The sequence below is a fragment of the Enterobacter cloacae complex sp. ECL414 genome (genome assembly GCF_021869685.1).
Classification (GTDB): domain Bacteria; phylum Pseudomonadota; class Gammaproteobacteria; order Enterobacterales; family Enterobacteriaceae; genus Enterobacter; species Enterobacter kobei.
This window is the reverse complement of sequence record NZ_CP091481.1, coordinates 1,324,707-1,346,408: the sequence shown is the minus strand read 5'-3', so window position 1 is coordinate 1,346,408 and position 21,702 is coordinate 1,324,707. Positions and strand designations below refer to the sequence as shown.

Annotated in this window: 18 protein-coding genes; 12 read left to right on the top strand and 6 right to left on the bottom strand. The window is 54.4% G+C overall.

The window, feature by feature from the left end; genetic code table 11:
- The first annotated feature begins 12 nt into the window (after positions 1-12).
- The 6 genes from kdpC to potE all read left to right on the top strand — a co-directional run bounded on the left by kdpC (position 13) and on the right by potE (position 8,097).
- Positions 13-588: a potassium-transporting ATPase subunit KdpC gene (gene kdpC, locus L3068_RS06230; RefSeq protein WP_117580646.1), complete on the top strand. Its 576-nt coding sequence runs from the start codon at positions 13-15 to the stop codon at positions 586-588.
- A complete protein-coding gene (kdpD, locus tag L3068_RS06225; RefSeq protein ID WP_023336921.1) occupies positions 589-3,276 on the top strand; it encodes a two-component system sensor histidine kinase KdpD in 2,688 nt (895 codons plus the stop codon).
- Positions 3,273-3,950, top strand: a complete 678-nt coding sequence (gene kdpE / locus L3068_RS06220; RefSeq protein WP_008501074.1) for a two-component system response regulator KdpE — start codon at positions 3,273-3,275, stop codon at positions 3,948-3,950. The genes kdpD and kdpE overlap by 4 nt, the downstream gene beginning before the upstream one ends.
- A gap of 279 nt (positions 3,951-4,229) precedes the next feature.
- The gene (speFL, locus tag L3068_RS06215) at positions 4,230-4,334 is read left to right on the top strand and encodes a leader peptide SpeFL (RefSeq protein WP_003858645.1); all 105 of its coding nucleotides are present in this window, start codon (positions 4,230-4,232) and stop codon (positions 4,332-4,334) included.
- A 254-nt stretch (positions 4,335-4,588) separates the two neighbouring features.
- Positions 4,589-6,787 (top strand): ornithine decarboxylase SpeF, encoded by a 2,199-nt coding sequence (speF, locus tag L3068_RS06210; protein ID WP_014883022.1) that lies wholly within the window; start codon positions 4,589-4,591, stop codon positions 6,785-6,787.
- Complete coding sequence (gene potE, locus L3068_RS06205; RefSeq protein ID WP_022647448.1) at positions 6,784-8,097, top strand: putrescine-ornithine antiporter; 1,314 nt, start codon at positions 6,784-6,786, stop codon at positions 8,095-8,097. The genes speF and potE overlap by 4 nt, the downstream gene beginning before the upstream one ends.
- A gap of 104 nt (positions 8,098-8,201) precedes the next feature.
- On the opposite strand, the gene pgm is transcribed toward potE, so the two are convergent.
- Both pgm and seqA read right to left on the bottom strand, forming a co-directional pair.
- Positions 8,202-9,842 carry a phosphoglucomutase (alpha-D-glucose-1,6-bisphosphate-dependent) gene (pgm, locus tag L3068_RS06200; RefSeq protein ID WP_023332406.1) on the bottom strand — a complete coding sequence of 547 codons (1,641 nt, stop codon included), beginning with the start codon at positions 9,840-9,842 and terminating at the stop codon, positions 8,202-8,204.
- 24 nt (positions 9,843-9,866) lie between these two features.
- Positions 9,867-10,415 (bottom strand): replication initiation negative regulator SeqA, encoded by a 549-nt coding sequence (gene seqA, locus L3068_RS06195; RefSeq protein ID WP_117580648.1) that lies wholly within the window; start codon positions 10,413-10,415, stop codon positions 9,867-9,869.
- 183 nt (positions 10,416-10,598) lie between these two features.
- Between seqA and ybfF the strand changes: the two genes are divergently transcribed.
- The 4 genes from ybfF to fur all read left to right on the top strand — a co-directional run bounded on the left by ybfF (position 10,599) and on the right by fur (position 13,208).
- Complete coding sequence (gene ybfF, locus L3068_RS06190; protein ID WP_117580650.1) at positions 10,599-11,372, top strand: esterase; 774 nt, start codon at positions 10,599-10,601, stop codon at positions 11,370-11,372.
- A gap of 128 nt (positions 11,373-11,500) precedes the next feature.
- Complete coding sequence (gene ybfE / locus L3068_RS06185) at positions 11,501-11,788, top strand: LexA regulated protein (protein ID WP_014883017.1); 288 nt, start codon at positions 11,501-11,503, stop codon at positions 11,786-11,788.
- A 155-nt stretch (positions 11,789-11,943) separates the two neighbouring features.
- The gene (fldA, locus tag L3068_RS06180; RefSeq protein WP_008501067.1) at positions 11,944-12,474 is read left to right on the top strand and encodes a flavodoxin FldA; all 531 of its coding nucleotides are present in this window, start codon (positions 11,944-11,946) and stop codon (positions 12,472-12,474) included.
- A gap of 287 nt (positions 12,475-12,761) precedes the next feature.
- On the top strand, positions 12,762-13,208 hold the full coding sequence (gene fur / locus L3068_RS06175) for a ferric iron uptake transcriptional regulator (protein ID WP_003858655.1): 447 nt from the start codon (positions 12,762-12,764) through the stop codon (positions 13,206-13,208).
- Positions 13,209-13,345: 137 nt separating this feature from the next.
- Here fur and chiQ read toward each other — a convergent pair whose 3' ends face one another.
- The 4 genes from chiQ to nagE form a co-directional block, all read right to left on the bottom strand.
- A complete protein-coding gene (chiQ, locus tag L3068_RS06170) occupies positions 13,346-13,672 on the bottom strand; it encodes a ChiQ/YbfN family lipoprotein (protein WP_014883016.1) in 327 nt (108 codons plus the stop codon).
- Between the two features lie 47 nt (positions 13,673-13,719).
- The gene (gene chiP, locus L3068_RS06165) at positions 13,720-15,117 is read right to left on the bottom strand and encodes a chitoporin ChiP (protein ID WP_014883015.1); all 1,398 of its coding nucleotides are present in this window, start codon (positions 15,115-15,117) and stop codon (positions 13,720-13,722) included.
- A gap of 447 nt (positions 15,118-15,564) precedes the next feature.
- On the bottom strand, positions 15,565-17,232 hold the full coding sequence (gene glnS / locus L3068_RS06160; RefSeq protein WP_117580653.1) for a glutamine--tRNA ligase: 1,668 nt from the start codon (positions 17,230-17,232) through the stop codon (positions 15,565-15,567).
- Positions 17,233-17,411: 179 nt separating this feature from the next.
- A complete protein-coding gene (gene nagE, locus L3068_RS06155; protein ID WP_045268242.1) occupies positions 17,412-19,364 on the bottom strand; it encodes a PTS N-acetyl glucosamine transporter subunit IIABC in 1,953 nt (650 codons plus the stop codon).
- Between the two features lie 327 nt (positions 19,365-19,691).
- Between nagE and nagB the strand changes: the two genes are divergently transcribed.
- Positions 19,692-20,492, top strand: a complete 801-nt coding sequence (gene nagB / locus L3068_RS06150; protein ID WP_008501061.1) for a glucosamine-6-phosphate deaminase — start codon at positions 19,692-19,694, stop codon at positions 20,490-20,492.
- Between the two features lie 55 nt (positions 20,493-20,547).
- Positions 20,548-21,696, top strand: a complete 1,149-nt coding sequence (gene nagA / locus L3068_RS06145; protein ID WP_032637190.1) for an N-acetylglucosamine-6-phosphate deacetylase — start codon at positions 20,548-20,550, stop codon at positions 21,694-21,696.
- Positions 21,697-21,702 lie beyond the last annotated feature (6 nt).

The following is a 21,702-nucleotide window of genomic DNA, read 5'->3' as shown; positions in this document are numbered from 1 at the left end:
AAGGTGAATCAAATGACGATGTTACGCCCCGCTATACTTCTGTTTATTCTGCTGGCGCTGATTACCGGGGGGCTCTACCCGCTGGTCACCACCGCCCTGGGCCAGTGGTGGTTTAAGGATCAGGCTAACGGCTCGCTGATTATGCAAAACGGTGAAAACCGCGGTTCGCGCCTGATTGGCCAGAGTTTTACGGATGCCCGCTACTTCCAGGGACGCCCTTCCGCCACTGCCGAAAGCCCGTATAATCCGATGGCATCCGGCGGCAGTAACCTGGCGGGCAGCAACCCGGCGCTGGACAAAGCCGTCGCCGAGCGCGTGGCCGCCCTGCGCGCCGCCAATCCACAGGCCAGCCGCGAGGTTCCCGTGGAGCTGGTCACCGCCTCAGCCAGCGGGCTGGACTATAGCTTGACGCCAGCAGCGGTGGCGTGGCAGATCCCGCGCGTTGCCGCCGCCCGTCAATTGAGTGTTGAACAGGTGAGCAAGCTGGTGGCAGAACACACACAAAAGCCGCTGGTCAGCTATATCGGCATGCCGGTAGTGAATATTGTTGAGCTGAATCTGGCGCTGGACGCGCTAAGGAAAAACTAAATGACCGACGAGCCCATGCGCCCGGATCCGGACAGGCTGCTTGAACAGACGGCTGAAGCCCATCGCGGCAAACTGAAAATTTTCTTTGGCGCCTGCGCGGGTGTCGGGAAAACCTTCGCCATGCTGACGGAAGCCCAGCGGCTTCGGGCGCAGGGGCTCGATATACTCATCGGCGTGGTTGAAACCCACGGACGTAAAGAGACGGCATCGCTGCTGAAGGGGCTTGCCACCCAGCCGCCCCGCCGCATCAGCCATCGGGGTCGTTTAGTCACTGAGTTTGATATTGATGCCGCCCTCGCCCGCCGTCCAGCGCTTATCCTGATGGACGAACTGGCGCACAGCAATGCGCCAGGCTCGCGTCACCCCAAGCGCTGGCAGGATGTGGAAGAATTACTTGAAGCTGGCATTGATGTTTTCACGACGGTTAACGTGCAGCATCTGGAAAGCCTGAACGACGTGGTCAGCGGCGTGACCGGCATTCAGGTGCGCGAGACGGTGCCCGACCCTTTCTTCGATTCCGCTGACGAGGTGGTGCTGGTCGACCTGCCGCCGGATGATTTGCGCCAGCGCCTGCACGAAGGCAAAGTCTATATTGCCGGACAGGCCGAGCGTGCCATCGAACATTTCTTCCGCAAAGGCAACCTGATTGCCCTGCGCGAACTGGCTCTGCGCCGTACTGCCGATCGCGTTGACGATCAGATGCGTGCCTGGCGCGATTTGCAGGGCCAGGAACGCGTCTGGCATACGCGGGATGCCATCCTGCTGTGCGTGGGGCACGGCAGCGGTAACGAAAAACTTGTCCGCACCGCCGCGCGTCTGGCCGCCAAATTTGGCAGCGTCTGGCATGCGGTGTATGTCGAAACGCCGCAGCTTCATGCCCTGCCCGAAAACCAGCGCCGCGCGATTCTGAGTTCGCTGCGCCTGGCGCAGGAGCTGGGTGCCGAAACCGCCACCCTTTCCGATCCTCAGGAAGATAAAGCCATTCTGCGCTACGCCCGGGAGCATAACCTGGGGAAAATCGTCATTGGCCGTCGCCAGCATCGTCGCTGGTTCAGCCGTGAATCCTTTGCCGACAAACTGGCCCGCCGCGCGCCGGATCTGGACCTGGTGATCGTGGCGCTGGATGATAAACCCACGCCCCTTCCCAGCCGCGCCCCGGACAGCCGTACTTTCAGTGATAAATGGCGCATTCAGTTGCGCGGATGCCTGGTGGCCGTCGTGCTCTGCGCCCTGATCACGATTATTGCCAGCAAATGGCTGATTGCCTTCGACGCGGCCAACCTGGTTATGATCTACCTCCTTGGCGTGGTGGTGGTGGCGCTCTTTTACGGACGCTGGCCGTCGGTGCTGGCAACGGTGATTAACGTCATCAGCTTTGATCTGTTCTTTATTGCCCCTCGCGGGACGCTCGCCGTGTCGGACGTACAGTACATCCTGACCTTTGCCGTGATGCTCACCGTCGGGCTGGTGATCGGCAATCTGACGGCGGGCGTGCGCTACCAGGCGCGCATCGCCCGCTACCGCGAACAGCGCACGCGGCATCTGTATGAAATGTCGAAATCGCTGGCGGTGGGACGCACGCCGCTGGATATCGTGCAGACCAGCGAGCAGTTTATTCGCTCGACGTTTCATGCCAGCAACCTGATTTTACTCCCGGACGAACACGGTAAGCTGCGTCCGCTAACCTCGGCCTCCGGCATGACGCCCTGGGACGAAGCCATCGCGCGCTGGAGCTTTGATAAAGGGTTACCTGCGGGCGCAGGGACCGACACCCTGCCCGGCGTGCCCTATCAAATTCTGCCGCTGCGCAGCGCCGATAAAAATCAGGGGCTGGTGATTGTCGAGCCCTCCAACCTGCGCCAGCTGATGATCCCCGAGCAGCAGCGGCTGCTGGAGACCTTTACGCTGCTGGTTGCCAGCGCCCTGGAGCGGCTGGCCCTCACCGCCAGCGAAGAGCAGGCCCGGCTGGCGAGCGAGCGGGAAAGCATTCGTAACTCGCTGCTGGCGGCGCTGTCGCACGACCTGCGGACACCGCTGACCGTTCTGTTTGGTCAGTCAGAAATCCTGACGCTGGACCTGGCCGCGGAAGGGTCTAAACACGCCCTTCAGGCCAGCGAAATCCGCCAGCACGTGCTGAATACCACCCGTCTGGTGAATAACCTGCTCGATATGGCGCGCATTCAGTCGGGCGGGTTTAACCTCAAAAAAGAGTGGCTCACGCTGGAAGAAGTGGTAGGCAGCGCGCTGAAAATGCTGGAGCCCGGCCTCGGTGGGCGGCATATCGCGCTGAACATGCCTGAACCCCTGACCTTAATTCACGTCGATGGCCCCTTGTTTGAACGGGTGCTGATCAATCTGCTGGAAAATGCCGGTAAATATGCCGGCTCAAGTGCCAGGATTGGCGTGGATGCAATGGTAGAGGATGGCACGCTTCACCTTGACGTCTGGGATACCGGACCGGGCATTCCTGCCGGGCAGGAGCTGGCTATTTTCGAAAAATTCGCGCGCGGGAACAAGGAGTCGGCCATTCCGGGCGTTGGGCTCGGGCTGGCGATTTGTCAGGCGATCGTTGACGTCCATGGCGGAACCATTTCCGCAGAGAATCGTCCGGAAGGCGGCGCGCGTTTTTGTGTTACACTTCCTCTGGAAACCCCGCCAGAACTGAATGAATTACCCGAGGATTTGTGATTAACGTTCTGATTGTCGAAGATGAGATCGCCATTAGCCGTTTTCTGCGCGCTGCGCTGGAAGGAGACGGTCTGCGCGTTCACGATGCGGGTACGCTTCAACGGGGTTTAATTGAAGCCGCCACCCGCAAGCCGGACCTGGTGATCCTCGATCTTGGGCTGCCGGATGGCGACGGCATCGATTTTATTCGTGAGGTTCGTCAGTGGAGCCAGATGCCGATTCTCGTGCTCTCTGCCCGTACTGAAGAGACGGATAAAATCGCCGCGCTGGATGCCGGCGCCGATGACTATCTGATTAAACCCTTTGGCATTGGCGAATTGCAGGCTCGCCTGCGTGTGGCGCTGCGTCGTCATAGCGCCACCACGCCTGCCGACCCAACCTACACGTTTGGTGATATTCGGGTTGACCTCGCCGCACGGCGCATTGTGCGCGGTGAAGAGGAAATCCATCTTACCCCCATCGAATTCCGCCTGCTCGCCGTGCTGCTTAATAACCACGGCAAGGTTCTCACACAGCGCCAACTGTTGAGTCAGGTGTGGGGACCCAACGCGGTGGAACATAGTCACTATTTGCGCATATATATGGGTCACCTTCGTCAGAAACTGGAAGTCGACCCCGCTCGCCCTCGCCATTTATTAACTGAAACCGGTATCGGTTATCGGTTTATGCTTTGAATAACTATTCATATTATTTTCTAAATAATCAAAAACCCTCCCGATAAATATTAAAAAAATAATCAATACATTATTCCATGGATTATTTTTGCTCGTTTAAAACATTAACAAAACCAATCATTAACACTTCAACAACAAATCAGCATTTTGATCTGAGTTATTCATCAAAAACGACTAATTATTTCTGAAATGATCGGTTAAGGGTGATCTGATTCACAGTTAATCCCTTTTTCCTGGATAAAATGACCATGCTTTCAATTACTGAAAGGAAAATGAAACATGGAAAACAACAATCGCTTAATGCCCCATATAAGGCGGACAACACATATCATGATGTTTGCCCACCGAAACTGCTTTGACTTTCACCTCTTTAATGCCCGGTAGTCCTTCGACTTCTGGCGCACTCGCTTACAGGTTATCCTGAAACACCTTATTTTACAGGCCATTGCCTGTGAAGTCGTGCGCTCATTCCACTTAATTCAGACTCATCTGCAACCGGGCGGACTGAATTTCAATCATCAAAAAGCAATTTACTGATTTTAATCAGCGGCCACACCTTGCTTTTTTTCCGGAAAATTATCGATTTCTTTCTGACAAGAAATCGAAGGACGCTTATTACCTAAAATAAAGAGAGAAAGATGAAAAGTTTAAAAATCGCGGCCAGCCGTGCATGTCCGGACTGCTTTACCACCCAGCGTGAGCTTGTGGATGTCCGCGCTTCTGATTATATCGACGTCGCGGCCATTGTTTTGGCCGTTAGCGATATTTCCAGCGGCATACTGGAAGAAATAGAAGCCACCGGATTTGGCATTCCCGTCTTTGTCGCAACGCATAAAGAAGAGATCATTCCGGCAGATTATTTATCGCGCATTCACGGCGTATTTGAGCATTCAGACACCAGCAACGATTTTTATGGCCGCCAGCTGGAAGCGGCGGCCCAGAAGTACGAAACCCAGCTGCGACCGCCGTTTTTCCGTGCCCTTGTAGACTACGTGAAACAGGGTAACAGCGCATTTGACTGCCCGGGGCATCAGGGGGGGCAATTCTTCCGCCGTCATCCTGCGGGCAATCAGTTTGTCGATTTCTTTGGTGAAACGCTTTTCCGTTCCGACCTGTGTAACGCCGACGTGGCAATGGGCGATCTGCTGATCCACGAAGGCGCGCCGTGCATTGCGCAGCAACATGCCGCAAAGGTCTTTAATGCCGATAAGACCTACTTTGTGCTGAATGGGACCTCCTCATCCAACAAAGTGGTCCTTAACGCCCTGCTCACCCCTGGCGACCTGGTGCTGTTTGACCGTAATAACCACAAATCGAACCATCACGGCGCTCTTCTTCAGGCTGGCGCGACACCGGTCTATCTGGAAACCGCGCGCAACCCGTACGGCTTTATTGGTGGTATTGACGCGCACTGCTTTGAGGAAAGCTACCTGCGCGAGTTGGTAGCCGAGGTGGCGCCAGGTCGTGCACGCGATGCACGCCCGTTCCGTCTGGCGGTGATCCAGCTGGGTACCTACGATGGCACCATCTATAACGCCCGTCAGGTGGTGGATAAGATTGGGCATCTGTGTGATTACATCCTGTTCGACTCGGCCTGGGTAGGTTACGAGCAGTTTATCCCGATGATGGCAGATTGCTCGCCGCTGCTGCTGGAGCTGAACGAAAACGACCCGGGAATTCTGGTCACCCAGTCGGTACATAAACAGCAGGCAGGCTTCTCGCAAACCTCACAGATCCACAAAAAGGACAGCCATATCAAAGGCCAGCAGCGCTATGTACCCCACAAGCGGCTGAATAATGCTTTTATGATGCACGCCTCAACCAGCCCGTTCTACCCTCTGTTTGCTGCGCTGGATATTAACGCCCGTATGCATGAAGGTCAGAGCGGTCGCAACATGTGGATGGACTGCGTGGTTAACGGTATTGAAGCGCGCAAACTGATCCTGGAGAACTGCCAGTACCTTCGTCCGTTTGTGCCGGAGACGGTGGATGGCCGTCCGTGGGAAAGCTTCGACACAGCGGAAATTGCCACCGATCTGCGCTTCTTCCACTTCGTACCGGGTGAAAACTGGCACGCTTTTGAGGGCTATGCCGAGCACCAGTACTTTATCGACCCGTGCAAGCTCCTGCTGACCACGCCAGGTATTAACGCCCGCACCGGCGAGTATGAGGATTTCGGCGTGCCCGCCACCATCCTCGCCAACTTCCTGCGTGAAAACGGCATCGTGCCGGAGAAATGCGATCTCAACTCGATCCTGTTCCTGCTCACCCCTGCGGAAGATATGGGCAAACTGCAGCAGCTGGTGGCGCAGCTGGTGCGCTTCGAAAAACTGCTCGAGAGCGATGTTCCGCTGAAAGAGGTCCTGCCTTCTCTCTACAAACAACATCCGGAACGTTACGCGGATTACACGCTGCGCCAGATTTGCCAGGAGATGCACGATCTTTATGCCCGCCATAACGTGAAGCAACTGCAAAAAGAGATGTTCCGCAAGTCTCACTTCCCGCGCGTGATGATGAACCCTCAGGAGGCAAACTATGCGTATCTGCGTGGTGAAGTCGAACTGGTCTCCCTGCGCGACGCGGAAGGCCGCATTGCCGCTGAAGGCGCCCTGCCTTATCCGCCTGGGGTGCTGTGCGTTGTCCCGGGCGAAGTCTGGGGCGGCTCCGTGCTGCGCTACTTTGCCGCGCTGGAAGACGGTATCAACCTGCTACCAGGCTTCGCGCCTGAGCTGCAGGGCGTATACGTTGAAGAGTGTGAGGGTCGCAAACAGGTTCGCTGTAACGTCATCAAACAACCCGCTGCTCAGCCCGCGCTGCTGAAAGGAGAGACATTATGAGTAAATCCAATAAGATGGGCGTGGTGCAGCTGACCATCCTCACCATGGTCAACATGATGGGGTCCGGGATCATCATGCTGCCCACCAAGCTTGCCGAAGTGGGCACCATTTCGATTATCTCCTGGCTGGTGACGGCGGTGGGGTCAATGGCGCTGGCGTGGGCATTCGCCAAATGCGGGATGTTCAGCCGCAAGTCCGGCGGGATGGGCGGCTATGCGGAATACGCTTTTGGTAAGTCCGGCAACTTTATGGCCAACTACACCTATGGTGTATCGCTGCTGATCGCCAACGTGGCGATTGCCATTTCCGCCGTGGGTTACGGGACGGAACTGTTTGGCGCCACGCTCACCCCGGTACAAATTGGGCTGGCGACCATCGGGGTGCTGTGGATCTGCACCGTGGCGAACTTCGGCGGCGCGCGTATCACCGGACAACTGAGCAGCATCACCGTCTGGGGCGTGATTATCCCGGTCGTCGGTTTATGCATCATCGGCTGGTTCTGGTTTAGTCCTACGCTCTACGCCAACTCCTGGAACCCGCATCATGTGCCGTTCTTTACCGCCGTGGGCTCTTCTATCGCCATGACGCTGTGGGCTTTCCTCGGACTGGAATCGGCCTGCGCGAATGCGGAAGTGGTTGAGAACCCGGAAAAGAACGTGCCAATTGCGGTACTTGGCGGAACGCTGGGGGCGGCGGTGATCTATATCGTCTCAACCAACGTGATTGCCGGGATTGTGCCGAATATGGATCTGGCTAACTCCACGGCACCGTTCGGGCTGGCTTTCGCCCAGATGTTCACCCCGGAAGTCGGGAAGGTGATTATGGGTCTGATGGTGATGTCCTGCTGCGGTTCGCTTCTCGGCTGGCAGTTCACCATCGCGCAGGTGTTTAAATCCTCGGCTGACGAAGGTTATTTCCCCAAAATCTTCTCCCGCGTCACCAAAGCGGACGCACCGGTGCAGGGCATGCTGGCCATCGTGATTTTCCAGAGTGGATTGTCGCTGATGACCATTAGCCCGTCGCTGAACAGCCAGTTCAACGTGCTGGTCAACCTGGCGGTGGTGACGAACATCATTCCGTACATTCTGTCGATGGCCGCGCTGGTGATTATTCAGAAGGTCGCGAAGGTGGATCCGCGTAAAGCACGAGCAGCGAATATCGTGGCGCTCATTGGGGCGATTTACAGCTTCTATGCGCTCTACTCTTCCGGTCAGGAAGCGATGCTCTATGGGGCAATGGTGACCTTTATGGGCTGGACGCTGTACGGTCTGGTGTCACCACGGTTTGAATTGAAGAATAAGCATAGTTAGGTAAAAACAAAACGGCAGCCCGAGGGTTGCCGTTTTTATTGTTTTCTCCCTCTCCCCGTGGGAGAGGGCCGGGGTGAGGGCATCAGCCCGCACCGATAACGCACTTACGCGTTCTTCAGCACTTCGCTGACAATCTCTACGGCTTCTTTCTCAATCTGCTGACGGTGCTCAGCGCCGAGGAAGCTTTCGCAATAGATTTTATACGCGTCTTCCGTACCGGACGGACGTGCAGCGAACCAGCCGTTTTCGGTCATTACTTTCAGACCCCCGATAGACGCGCCGTTACCCGGTGCAGCCGTCAGACGCGCGGTGATCGGATCACCTGCCAGGGTGTTAGCACTGACCATCTCCGGAGAGAGTTTAGACAGCGCCGCTTTCTGGGCTGAGGTCGCGCTCGCCTGAATACGGTTGTAGCTTGGCGCACCAAAACGTGCCGCCAGGTCGTTGTAATGTTCCTGCGGGTTCTTACCGGTGACCGCGGTGATCTCCGCCGCCAGCAGGCACATGATGATACCGTCTTTATCGGTTGACCATGGCGTGCCGTCGAAACGCAGGAAGGATGCCCCGGCGCTCTCTTCACCACCGAAGCCGAAGCTGCCGTCGTGCAGACCGTCAACAAACCATTTGAAGCCCACCGGCACTTCCACCAGCTTGCGGCCCAGCGCGTCGACCACGCGGTCGATCATCGCGGAAGAGACCAGCGTTTTACCAACAGCCACCTCTTTGCCCCACTGCGGACGATGCTGGAACAGGTAGTTGATCGCCACAGCCAGATAGTGGTTCGGGTTCATCAGCCCGGCAGGGGTGACGATACCGTGACGGTCATAATCCGGGTCGTTCGCAAATGCCAGATCGAATTTGTCGCGCAGCGCCAGCAGGCCCGCCATCGCACACTCGGAGGAGCAGTCCATACGGATCGCGCCGTCTTTATCCAGGTGCATAAAGCGGAAGGTCTGATCGACGTGATCGTTCACGATGGTCAGATCCAGCTTGTAATGCTCGGCAATGCGTTTCCAGTACTCGATACCGGAGCCGCCCAGCGGGTCCACGCCCAGCTTCAGGCCTGCTTTCTGAATCGCCGCCATATCGACGATATCCGCCAGCCCCTCCACGAACGGCTGAACCAGATCCTGCTCTTTTACGTGACCGGACGCCATTGCCGCATCCAGAGAGATGCGTTTCACGCCTTTCAGACCGTCAGCCAACAGCGCGTTTGCGCGGTCTTCTACCACTTTGGTGACGTTAGTATCTGCCGGGCCACCGTTAGGCGGGTTGTATTTAATGCCCCCGTCTTCCGGCGGGTTGTGGGATGGCGTGATAACAATCCCGTCAGCCAGCGCACCACCTTTTTTGTTGTGCACCAGGATAGCGTTAGACACCGCCGGCGTTGGCGTGAAGCCGTTATTCTCCTGCACAATCACGTCGACGCCGTTTGCCGCCAGCACTTCCAGCACAGAGATGAACGCCGGTTCAGACAGCGCATGGGTATCTTTCCCCACGTAGCACGGACCGGTAACGCCGTTTTTAGCGCGCTCTTCCGCAATGGCCTGAGCAATGGCCAGAATGTGCGGTTCGTTAAAGCTGTGGCGCGCCGCGCTGCCGCGGTGACCAGATGTACCAAACTTCACTGCGTGTTCTGCGTTGCCCACGACCGGCTTCAGCACGTAATACTGCGCGGTCAGCTGAGCGACGTTAATCAAATCGCTTTGTTGTGCAGGTTGGCCTGCACGGCTGTGATTTGCCATTACCGGGTCCTTCTGATGCAAGGGTTAAATTGTACCGCAAACCTTTTCAATCAATTCCGCCGGGAACTGCATGGACTGCATGATGTGTTCAATCATGCTGCACTTGCGGCCCGTATTGGTATTGGTGATCACCCAGTATGGGGTGCCAGGGACATGTTTAGGTTTGGTTTGGTTGCCATTTTGCAGCAGCGTTTGCTCGTCGCCCGCGAAATAGACGCGAGTACGACCGTGCAGCGACTCGGTCGCTTCAGCAAACGCTTTGTTATCCAGGGAGTAAAGTGTAGACAGCACCAGCATAAAGCGGTTAACCGCCTTTTTCTGCTCCGCATACTCGTCGGACAGCAGCAGCTCGCGCATCGCGCGTACTTTATCTTTTACCGGCGTCACGGCAGGCTTTGCTTGTGCAACAACGCTCGGCTGAGACGCGACATCTTTGGTGACTGGGGTAGCAGGCTGTGAAGCGGCGGAAATTTTAAGCATGCGCCGTAAAATGTCGGACGCGCTCTCCCCGATATGCCGCGTTTGGCTGGCAATATACTGATAGAGTTCGTCATCAACTTCGATTGTTTTCATCTTAATCCAGTGCGATATCTTATCTGAATACAAGTCATTGGGATTATAAGGTCAAATCCCAACAGCGGATAGCGTCAAACCAGGTTGGCGGCAAAAGTCAGATTAAACTGGAACCTTGCGGCCGGGCGGCAGAATGGTCAACATGATACCCTAACCTGACAAACGTAAAAAAAGAACTTTGCCATGAAATTGAATACCCGAGCGCAAACTGCACAATCGCCGAACAATAATCCTCCCATCGTACTGGTTCACGGACTTTTTGGCAGCCTGGATAACCTGGGCGTGCTGGCGCGCGATCTGGTTACCGATCACGATATTTTACAGGTCGATATGCGCAACCACGGACTTTCCGGGCGCGCAGACGAGATGACCTACGCGGCAATGGCGCAGGATCTCCTGGATACGCTCGACGCCCACAACCTGCAGAAAGTGACCCTCATCGGGCATTCGATGGGTGGTAAAGCGGTCATGGCGCTCACAGCACTGGCACCTGAGCGAATTTCCGGGCTGGTGGTGATTGATGTCGCCCCAGTGGATTACGACGTTCGCCGTCACGATGAGATCTTCGCGGCAATTAATGCGGTGACGGAGGCCGGCGTTTCCACCCGTCAGCAGGCAGCAGCCGTGATGCGTGAGCATCTTGATGAAGAAGGCGTGGTGCAATTCCTGCTGAAGTCGTTTGTTGAGGGGCAATGGCGTTTTAACGTCCCGGTGCTGTGGGACCAGTATAATAACATCGTTGGCTGGGAGGCCGTCCCCGCCTGGCCGCATCCTACCCTCTTCATTCGTGGCGGTAACTCGCCTTACGTTACTGATGCTTACCGCGACACGCTGCTGGCACAATTCCGGCAGGCGCGCGCCCATGTAATTGCCGGTGCCGGGCATTGGGTACATGCGGAAAAACCTGAAGCAGTCCTGCGCGCCATTCGTCGCTATCTCACTGATACGGCAAATTGATTAAAAAGAGAGCGACTGGAAGACGACGGGCTTCCAGTCGTTGGCGTGCCGTTTTTGCTGATGTATGATGGCGCGCTTATCGCCCGGGCATTAGCAGGGCGGCGTGTTTCCCCCGAAGTCTCAGAATCATGGCCAAAGAACAAACGGACCGTACGACACTAGATCTGTTCGCGAATGAGCGTCGACCGGGACGACCGAAAACGAATCCGCTTTCGCGCGACGAACAGCTGCGTATTAATAAACGCAACCAGCTTAAACGCGATAAAAATCGTGGGCTTAAGCGTGTCGAATTGAAGCTCAACGCTGACGCTGTCGATGCGCTTAACGAGCTGGCGGAAGCGCGTAATATCAGCCGCAGCGAGCTCATTGAAGAGATGCTGATCGCCCAGCTTGAGACATTGCGCAGCCAGGCATAAGTCTGAAAAAACCCTTTTTTACCCTTTTCATGTAGCACAGAGTGCAGTCCTGCGCGATAGCGGTTTCCGCAGGGTTGCCTGTTCTGCTATTATTGCCCTTATCCGTGGCCGAATTGCGCCACCATACCATTAAGTTTCAAGAGGTTATTTTACTCATGGCAATCATCGGCATTTTCTTCGGCAGTGATACCGGCAATACCGAAAATATCGCAAAAAACATTCAGAAACAGCTCGGTAAAGACGTTGCTGATGTGCATGACATCGCCAAGAGCAGCAAAGAAGATCTCGAGGGCTACGACATTCTGCTGCTGGGTATTCCAACCTGGTACTACGGTGAAGCACAGTGCGACTGGGATGATTTCTTCCCAACGCTGGAAGAGGTGGACTTCAACGGCAAGCTGGTTGCCCTGTTTGGCTGTGGCGATCAGGAAGACTATGCCGAGTACTTCTGCGACGCACTGGGCACCATCCGCGACATCATTGAGCCGAACGGTGCCGTTATTGTCGGTCACTGGCCCACTGCCGGTTACCACTTTGAAGCCTCCAAAGGTCTTGCCGATGACGATCACTTCGTGGGTCTGGCCATCGACGAAGACCGTCAGCCTGAGCTGACCGCTGAGCGCGTAGAGAAGTGGGTTAAGCAGATCCGTGAAGAACTGCACCTGGACGATATTCTCAACGCCTGATTTTCGCGGCGCAACGGCGGTTGCGCCCGTTTTCCAGGTAAAACCGATTAAATTAATTGCTACAAACTTTTAACTTTTTCGCTCAGACCTGTACAATGTTTCCCTGGTAAAATGTGGTTTTCATTTCACAAGTTTGTCGGTGATACCCCATTTTTATAAGCATACTTTGCCTGAGACTTGCAGTTTTCATTTAGCCGTGGCAGTTCTATAATGAGACGCAATATCCAAGGTGCATTTTCTGTCACTTCTTTCAGAAGTGAATCGTTTAGCAACAGGACAGATTCCGCATGACTGACAACAATACCGCATTAAAGAAGGCTGGCCTGAAAGTAACGCTTCCTCGGTTAAAAATCCTCGAAGTGCTTCAGGGTCCAGACAACCACCATGTCAGTGCGGAAGACCTCTATAAACGTCTTATCGACATGGGTGAAGAGATTGGTCTGGCCACCGTTTATCGCGTGCTGAACCAGTTTGATGACGCGGGCATTGTTACCCGTCATAATTTCGAAGGCGGTAAATCTGTATTCGAACTGACCCAGCAGCATCACCACGATCACCTGATCTGCCTCGATTGCGGCAAGGTCATTGAATTCAGCGATGATTCCATCGAATCGCGTCAGCGTGAAATCGCCGCTCGTCATGGCATCCGCCTGACCAACCACAGCCTGTACCTGTATGGTCACTGCGCTGAAGGTGATTGCCGCGAAAATGAACACGCGCACGACGCAAAATAAGTCACGTTCATACTCTGAGCCAGCCGTAAGGCTGGCTTTTTTTTGCCTTAAAAAACCCGGTGGCGCAGCGCCTGGGCCTACGGACTATGACGCCTTTGTAGGCCCGGTAAGCGCAGCGCCACCGGGCGTAAAGCAACTTAATTATTGTTATTGCGTATCTCGTTCCAGATCTTATCGCAACGCTTCGCGACTTCCTGATCGTTACCCGTTTTACGCGCCTGGATACAGGCCTGATAATCCATCACACGAATATTCTCCTGCGTCGCGAATTGCTCATGCGCCTTCTCTTTCTTCAGCACATTCAGTACGCTCTGACAGGCTTCAATTTTCTCCGGCGAGCCTTGTGCGGTATTAATACAGGCGCTGTAAGCCTCCTTCAGCCTGGAATCTTCCTTCGGTGCCTGAGGCTGAGCGCAGGCCACCAGCCCCGATGCAAGCATCGCGACAATTACGATTTTTTTCATCATATGCAGTCTCCGGTCCGGCGGGCCTTAACCCGCCGGAAGATTCATCAGAAGATGGTGAATGGGGCAATAACCATGAATTTCACGTCACGTTCATCCTGGAAGATGTTGCCGTAACCGCCCGCATAGCTCGGGATATCGGAGTGGTTGTCATACTGAGTGAAGTGCAGTTTGAACATCGTGCCCTTCGCGCGCCCATCCTGCAGGGTATAGATAGCATCCAGGCTGTAGGAGGACTCTTTCAGGCGATAGTTTGGATCGTAGTACGCATCCGGCGTGGCCATGTCGCCAGGTTTTGCGTCCCAGGCGTAAGCGTAAGAAGCGCCCACTGCCCAACCCGGCAGGTTCCAGTTTTTCAGATCATACATTGCGCCGAAGAAGACCGCTTTTTCACCATCGGCGTTGAAGTCTGAGCGGTTATCCCACCAGATATCCAGACGACCGTTAGATGACGCGTAAGTTGGCGTCATACGTTGCAGGAAGTAGCCCTGCTGCCCTTCCGCCTTCACCCATGTCCCTTCCAGGCGTAAATCAACCTGGCCCACTTTATAGCCGAAAGTCAGCGCCTGCAGCCACGCGGTGCCGTCATAAATGTCGTTGACGCCGCCATCGCTGACCTTGTCACGCGTACCATAGAACTGGTAGCTGGTGCTCAGCGGACTTCCTGCGATATCAAATTTGTAGCTGGCTTTAGCAAAATACTGATCGATATAGCCTTCCGCCTGACCAAATGCGGCTTCCAGTACCAGATCGTTTTTAAAGTCGTATTTCGCGCCCAGCGAGTGGAGATAATCGACTTTGGTTTTCTTATCGTTCTGGTAGAACTTGTCCATTTCAATGTGCCATGGAGCCTTATACTCGTTGGTCCACATATAGGAGAAGCTCAACGCACCCGCATCACCATAGTCAAAGTTCGCCCCGGCTTCTGCGCCCTGATAGGTACCTGGCATGAAGCTCCAGTGTGGTGCTAACAGCGTCTGGCCGGTTGGCTGAATATACCCTCCACGCGCCCAGACCGGGCCGTATTTAAATTTCGCTGCGGCCTTGTACAGGCTGATACCACTCTTATCACCGGACCAGTCTTCATCGTAAGCTTTGTTGCTGGAGGAGAAGGCAATTTCGTTAGGGTGGCCGCTGTCGCCGTTTTCCGCCATTTCAATCGCGGTGAATGCAGCGATATCCAGGCCGAACATATCTGCGGCATAGCCTGACTGGAAGTCCAGGTTGGCGTTCCATGTGGAGTGAGAAAGGTTGGTTTTATATTTGTCTTCGGCGACGTCTTTACGGTCACGTTCACGCTGCCAGTAATAGATGCCGCCCGTGAGGGTAGAATCGTCGATGAAACCCGCAGCTTTCGCCTCAGGTGTAACAACCAGGCCAGACATTGCTGTCACACCGGCAATAGCCAGCGCCAGCGCACTACGTTTGCCACTGAACGTACGCATAGATTATTCCTCTTTGACGAATTAAAGCGCCTAAAACGGCGAAAATAAAAAAGACCAGGCGGTCAGGGGTAGTTATAAATACCCTCGAATTAACTACCGTCTTTAGGTTATTTTTCGCGACGCGAATTATCAATGCTTTTCATCAGGCAAAAGTCAGGATTATGACGAAGTGCACATAATTGGTAGTGCTTTGTAACATTTGGCCGGAAGCGTGATTTGGCGGGGGTATAGCAGCGTATTTCAGGGTATTAGAACATTAGAAATCGCGTATTTTACGAAATTTGCCATTTTCAAAAACAGACAAACTTTTTTAAAAAAAATAAGTAGCACCACATTGACCAAAAATAACGGCGGACATTTTTACAACGCCACTTTAACGATATGATCATTAATAAAAAAAACGCCGCAATAAGCGGCGTTTGTTTCTCATTGACCAGAGCGGCGTTATTATTCGCCGATCTTGGTCCAGGTGTCACGCAGACCGACGGTGCGGTTAAATACCGGTTTTTCCGCAGTGCTGTAACGGCTGTCCAGGCAGAAGTAACCTTCACGCTCGAACTGGAACGCTTTACCTGCTTCAGCTGTTTTCAGCGATGGCTCAGCATAACCCTGTTTGATCACCAGAGATTCCGGGTTGATCGTCGCCAGGAAGTCTTCCGCCGCACCCGGGTTAGGCACGCTGAAAAGACGATCGTACAGACGGATTTCTACCGGCAGCGCGTGAGAAGCGCTTACCCAGTGGATAACGCCTTTCACCTTGCGACCATCGGCAGGATCTTTGCTCAGCGTTTCGGCATCGTATGAACAGAAGATGGTGGTGATATTCCCTTCTGCATCTTTCTCTACGCGCTCGGCTTTGATCACGTAGGCGTTACGCAGACGGACTTCTTTACCCAGCACCAGACGCTTGTACTGCTTGTTGGCTTCTTCACGGAAGTCAGCGCGGTCGATCCAGATTTCACCGCTGAACGGTACGTCACGGCTTCCCATTTCCGGTTTGTTCGGATGGTTAGGCATGGCAACCAGTTCACTCGCACCCTGAGGATAGTTTTCGATAACCAGTTTTACCGGGTCGATAACTGCCATCGCGCGCGGGGCATTTTCGTTGAGGTCTTCACGAATGCAGGACTCCAGCGACGCCATTTCAATGGTGTTGTCCTGCTTGGTCACGCCGATGCGCTTGCAGAACTCACGAATAGAAGCAGCGGTGTAGCCACGACGACGCAGACCAGAAATGGTCGGCATACGCGGGTCGTCCCAGCCCTCAACGTGCTTGTCAGTCACCAGCAGGTTCAGCTTACGCTTGGACATCACGGTGTATTCCAGATTCAGACGAGAGAACTCGTACTGACGCGGATGCACAGGGATGGTGATGTTATCCAGCACCCAGTCGTACAGGCGACGGTTGTCCTGGAACTCAAGCGTACACAGCGAGTGGGTAATGCCTTCCAGCGCATCGCTGATGCAGTGGGTGAAGTCGTACATCGGGTAGATGCACCACTTGTTACCGGTCTGGTGGTGTTCAGCAAACTTAATGCGGTACAGCACCGGATCGCGCATCACGATGAACGGAGAAGCCATGTCGATTTTGGCACGCAGACAGGCTTTGCCTTCTTCAAAACCACCCGCACGCATTTTTTCAAACAGCGCCAGGTTCTCTTCCACGCTGCGATCGCGGAACGGACTGTTTTTGCCAGGCAGCGTCAGCGTACCGCGGTATTCACGGATTTCATCCGCGGACAGTTCATCGACGTACGCCAGACCTTTGTTGATCAGCTCAACCGCGTAAGCGTACAGCTGATCAAAATAGTCAGAGGAGTAGCAGATATCGCCAGACCAGTTGAAGCCCAGCCATTGCACGTCGTTCTTGATGGACTCAACGTATTCGATGTCTTCTTTTACTGGGTTGGTGTCATCGAAACGCAGGTTGCACTGCCCCTGATAGTCTTGCGCAATGCCAAAGTTCAGGCAGATGGATTTCGCATGACCAATATGCAGGTAGCCGTTCGGCTCCGGCGGGAAGCGGGTATGCACCGTGGTGTGCTTACCACTGGCCAGATCTTCATCGATGATCTGACGAATAAAGTTACTCGGGCGGGCTTCAGCCTCACTCATCGTGGATTCCTCAAAGCGTAAACAACGTATAACGGCATATGATCTTATAAGCCGGACGTAGTGACAACCCTTAGTTACGGAAAATACGTATCAGATGAAAATAATGGGGGCATTTGCTGCAAAAAAAAGCGGCGGAGGATATCCCCCGCCGCTTAAGGCATGACTCTACTCAGGAGCGATTACTTGCCTTTAATCTCATACAGTGGCGTTTGACCTGCAACCACCTGACCTGTTGCCTGAATAACCAGGCCACTGAAGTCGTCGATGTTGCTGCAAACAACCGGACTGATCATGGAGCGTGCATTGGCGTTCAGGAAGTCCAGATCCATCTCCAGAACCGGCTGCCCGGCCACCACTTCAGCGCCCTCTTCCACCAGACGAGTAAAGCCTTTACCCTCCAGCGCAACGGTATCGATGCCCATGTGGACAACAATCTCCGCGCCATTTTCGGTTTCGAGGCAGAACGCGTGGTTGGTGTTGAAAATCTTCACGATAGTACCCGCAGCAGGAGAGACGACGGTTTTGTCCGTTGGTTTCACCGCCACGCCGTCGCCTACCGCTTTACTGGCGAACGCTTCGTCAGGCACTTGTTCAAGGTCAACGACCTCACCCGTTACCGGAGAGACCAGAGCCGCCACCGTCACGGCGTTAGGTACGGCCTGTGGCTTCGCGGCCGGAGTCGCCGTTGCCGCAGGTGCGCTGTCAGCTGCTGCCGCTGCGACCGGGCCACGCGCAACCACTTTCTTCATTTCGTCACCGATGGATTCCGCTTTGGCGCCCACGATAACCTGGATAGTTTGTTTGTTTAGTTTAACGACGCCAGATGCGCCAAGGCGTTTACACATTGCATCGCTTACGCGAGCGGAGTCACCCACGGTCAGACGCAGACGGGTAATACAGGCATCAATGGCTTTCAGGTTGTCGGTACCGCCGACTGCGGCAATGTAGCTGGTTGCCAGCTGAGTTAAACCTTCTTCGGTATTGCTGTTGGCTTCACTGGTCACGACGTCATCAGTGGTATCTTCGCGGCCCGGCGTTTTGAGGTTAAACATACGAATAACCGCGCTGAACAGAACGAAGTAGATAACGAAGAAGGCCGCACCCATCACCACCAGCATCCAGACGTTCTTGCTTGCCGCTGGCAGGTTGTACATCAGCACGTAGTCGATAGCGCCTGCAGAGAAGGAGAAGCCCGCATGGATGCCCAGCAGAGTCGCCACGAACAGGCTGATACCGGTTAACACCGCGTGCATCAGGTACAGCAGCGGAGCCAGGAACATGAACAGGAATTCCAGAGGCTCGGTCACACCAGTCAGGAATGCGGTAATGGCGACTGACAGCAGCATACCGCCGACCATTGGACGACGCGCTTTCGGCGCAGCCAGGTACATGGCCAGCGCAGCGCCCGGCAGACCAAACATCATGATTGGGAAGAAGCCGGACATAAACATGCCCGCGGTGCCATCACCCGCGTAGAAGCGGTTAATGTCGCCGTGGAAAACGGTACCCGCCGCATTGGTAAACTCACCAATCTGGAACCAGGCGATGGTGTTCAGAACCTGATGCAGACCGGTTGGGATCAACAGACGGTTAATGAAGCCGAAGATGCCCGCACCCATCGCACCCGCAGAGACGATCCACTCGCCGCCCGCATGGATAGCATGCTGCACTGGCGGCCAGACGTAGCCAAAGATCGCGGCGAGAACCAGACAGAAGAAGCCGGTCGCGATTGGCACGAAGCGTTTGCCACCAAAGAAGCTGAGGAAGTCTGGCAGCTTGATGTTTGCCCAGCGGTTATATACCGCACCGCCGACCAGACCGGTAATGATACCCGCCAGTACGCCCATGTTGATTTCCGGGTTAATCGTTACCATCGCTTTCGTCAGGATGAAGTAACCGACCGCCCCTGCCAGCGCTGCGGCCCCCGCACTGTCTTTAGACCAGCTGGAAGCAACGCCGATGGCGAAAATCAGCGCCAGGTTGTCAAAGATTGCGCCGCCAGCCTGGGCGATAAACGGCACGTTGAGAAGATCGGGTTGCCCGAATCGCAGCAGCAGCGCTGCAACCGGTAGCACGGCGATAGGGAGCTGCAAAGCCCTACCGAGGCGCTGGAAAAAACCTAAAATATTCATCCTATTCCCCCTACGAGACCCTTTCCAGGCTCGCGCATTAACTATGTTTTTATTGTGTTGCTAACGATAAGTACCGTCGATAATTCATTGGCAGTGTGAGTGTGTGAAAAATTAATTCGTATCGCAAATTAAACACCCATTTTTTGTGATTTTTGTCACCAAATATCGTATTAAGCCCTCCCTTTCACTGGCTAACAGCGAAAACTTATTTTATCATTCAAAAAATCAAGACGGATTGATCCAGCCTGAAAGGTTCCAGGTTACGCTTAAGTATCAGGTTCCGGTAGCCATCCGCCCACTCTTCTACTTTAACTCTTGAGGTGAACAATGAGACTGATTCCCCTGGCAACTGCTGAACAAGTCGGTAAATGGGCCGCTCGCCATATCGTTAACCGCATTAATGCCTTCAAGCCTACCGCCGATCGTCCTTTCGTTCTTGGCCTGCCAACCGGCGGTACTCCGCTGACGGCGTATAAAGCCCTGGTTGAAATGCACAAAGCGGGCCAGGTTAGCTTCAAACATGTTGTGACCTTCAATATGGATGAATATGTCGGCCTGCCAAAAGACCACCCGGAAAGCTACCATAGCTTTATGCACCGGAATTTCTTTGATCACGTTGATATCCCAGCGGAAAATATTAACCTGCTGAATGGAAATGCGCCTGATATTGACGCAGAATGCCGTCAGTACGAAGAAAAAATCCGTTCTTACGGTAAAATCCACCTGTTTATGGGCGGCGTGGGTAACGATGGTCATATCGCGTTTAACGAGCCGGCATCGTCCCTGGCTTCCCGCACGCGTATTAAAACGCTGACCCATGACACCCGCGTGGCAAACTCCCGCTTCTTTGACGGTGATGTGAACCAGGTTCCAAAATACGCCCTGACCGTTGGCGTAGGCACCCTGCTGGATGCCGAAGAAGTGATGATTCTGGTGCTGGGTGGCGTGAAAGCGCAGGCGCTCCAGGCTGCCGTTGAAGGCAACGTTAACCACATGTGGACCATCAGCTGCCTGCAGCTGCATCCAAAATCAGTCATCGTCTGCGACGAACCGTCCACGATGGAGCTGAAAGTGAAAACGCTGAAATACTTCAACGAGTTAGAAGCCGAGAACATCAAAGGTCTGTAATTGATTAACCGCCTCTTCTCAAAGAGGCGGCCGCTTTTTTTAACCGGGGGTCGTTATGTACGCTTTAACCCACGGTCGGATTTATACCGGCCACGAAATTCTGGATGACCATGCGATTGTTATCGCTAATGGCCTGATTGAACGTGTTTGTCCGCTGGCAGAGCTGCCGCCAGGGATTGAACAGCGCTCACTCAATGGAGCAGTAATCTCCCCCGGTTTCATCGACGTACAGCTGAACGGCTGCGGCGGTGTGCAATTCAATGACACTGCCGAGGCGGTGACGGTTGAAACGCTGGAAATCATGCAGAAAGCCAACGAGAAATCGGGCTGCACCAGCTATCTGCCAACCCTCATCACCAGCAGTGATGACCTGATGAAACAGGGTATCCGCGTGATGCGCGAATACCTCGCCAAACACCCTAATCAGGCGCTCGGTCTGCACCTGGAAGGGCCATGGCTGAATATCGTGAAGAAAGGCACTCATAACCCGGATTACGTGCGCAAGCCTGACGCTGAACTGGTCGACTACATGTGTGCGAACGCCGATGTGATCGCTAAAGTGACGCTGGCACCAGAGATGACCGGCACTGACGTGATCAGCAAACTGGCTGCCGCCGGGATTGTGGTTTCAGCAGGGCACTCAAACGCCACGCTGAAAGAAGCCAAAGCGGGCTTCCGCGCGGGCATTACCTTCGCCACGCACCTTTACAACGCCATGCCTTATATCACCGGTCGCGAACCGGGTCTGGTCGGGGCGATTCTGGACGAGCCAGACGTCTACTGCGGCATTATTGCTGATGGTATGCATGTGGATTACACCAACATTCGTAATGCCAAGCGCCTGAAAGGTGACAAGCTTTGCCTGGTTACCGATGCCACTGCACCAGCAGGTGCAAATATTGAGCAGTTCATTTTTGCCGGTAAAACAATATACTACCGCAATGGACTGTGTGTGGATGAAAACGGTACGCTGAGCGGTTCCTCTTTAACCATGATTGAAGGGGTGCGTAACCTGGTTGAGCACTGTGGGATTGCGCTTGATGAAGTCCTGCGTATGGCTACCCTTTATCCGGCTCGCGCAATCGGCGTGGATAAACAGCTTGGCGGAATTGCACCGGGTATGGTTGCAAACCTGACGGCATTCACACACGATTATAAAATTATTAAGACCATCGTTAATGGTAACGAGGTCGTCACTGAGTAAGTAAAA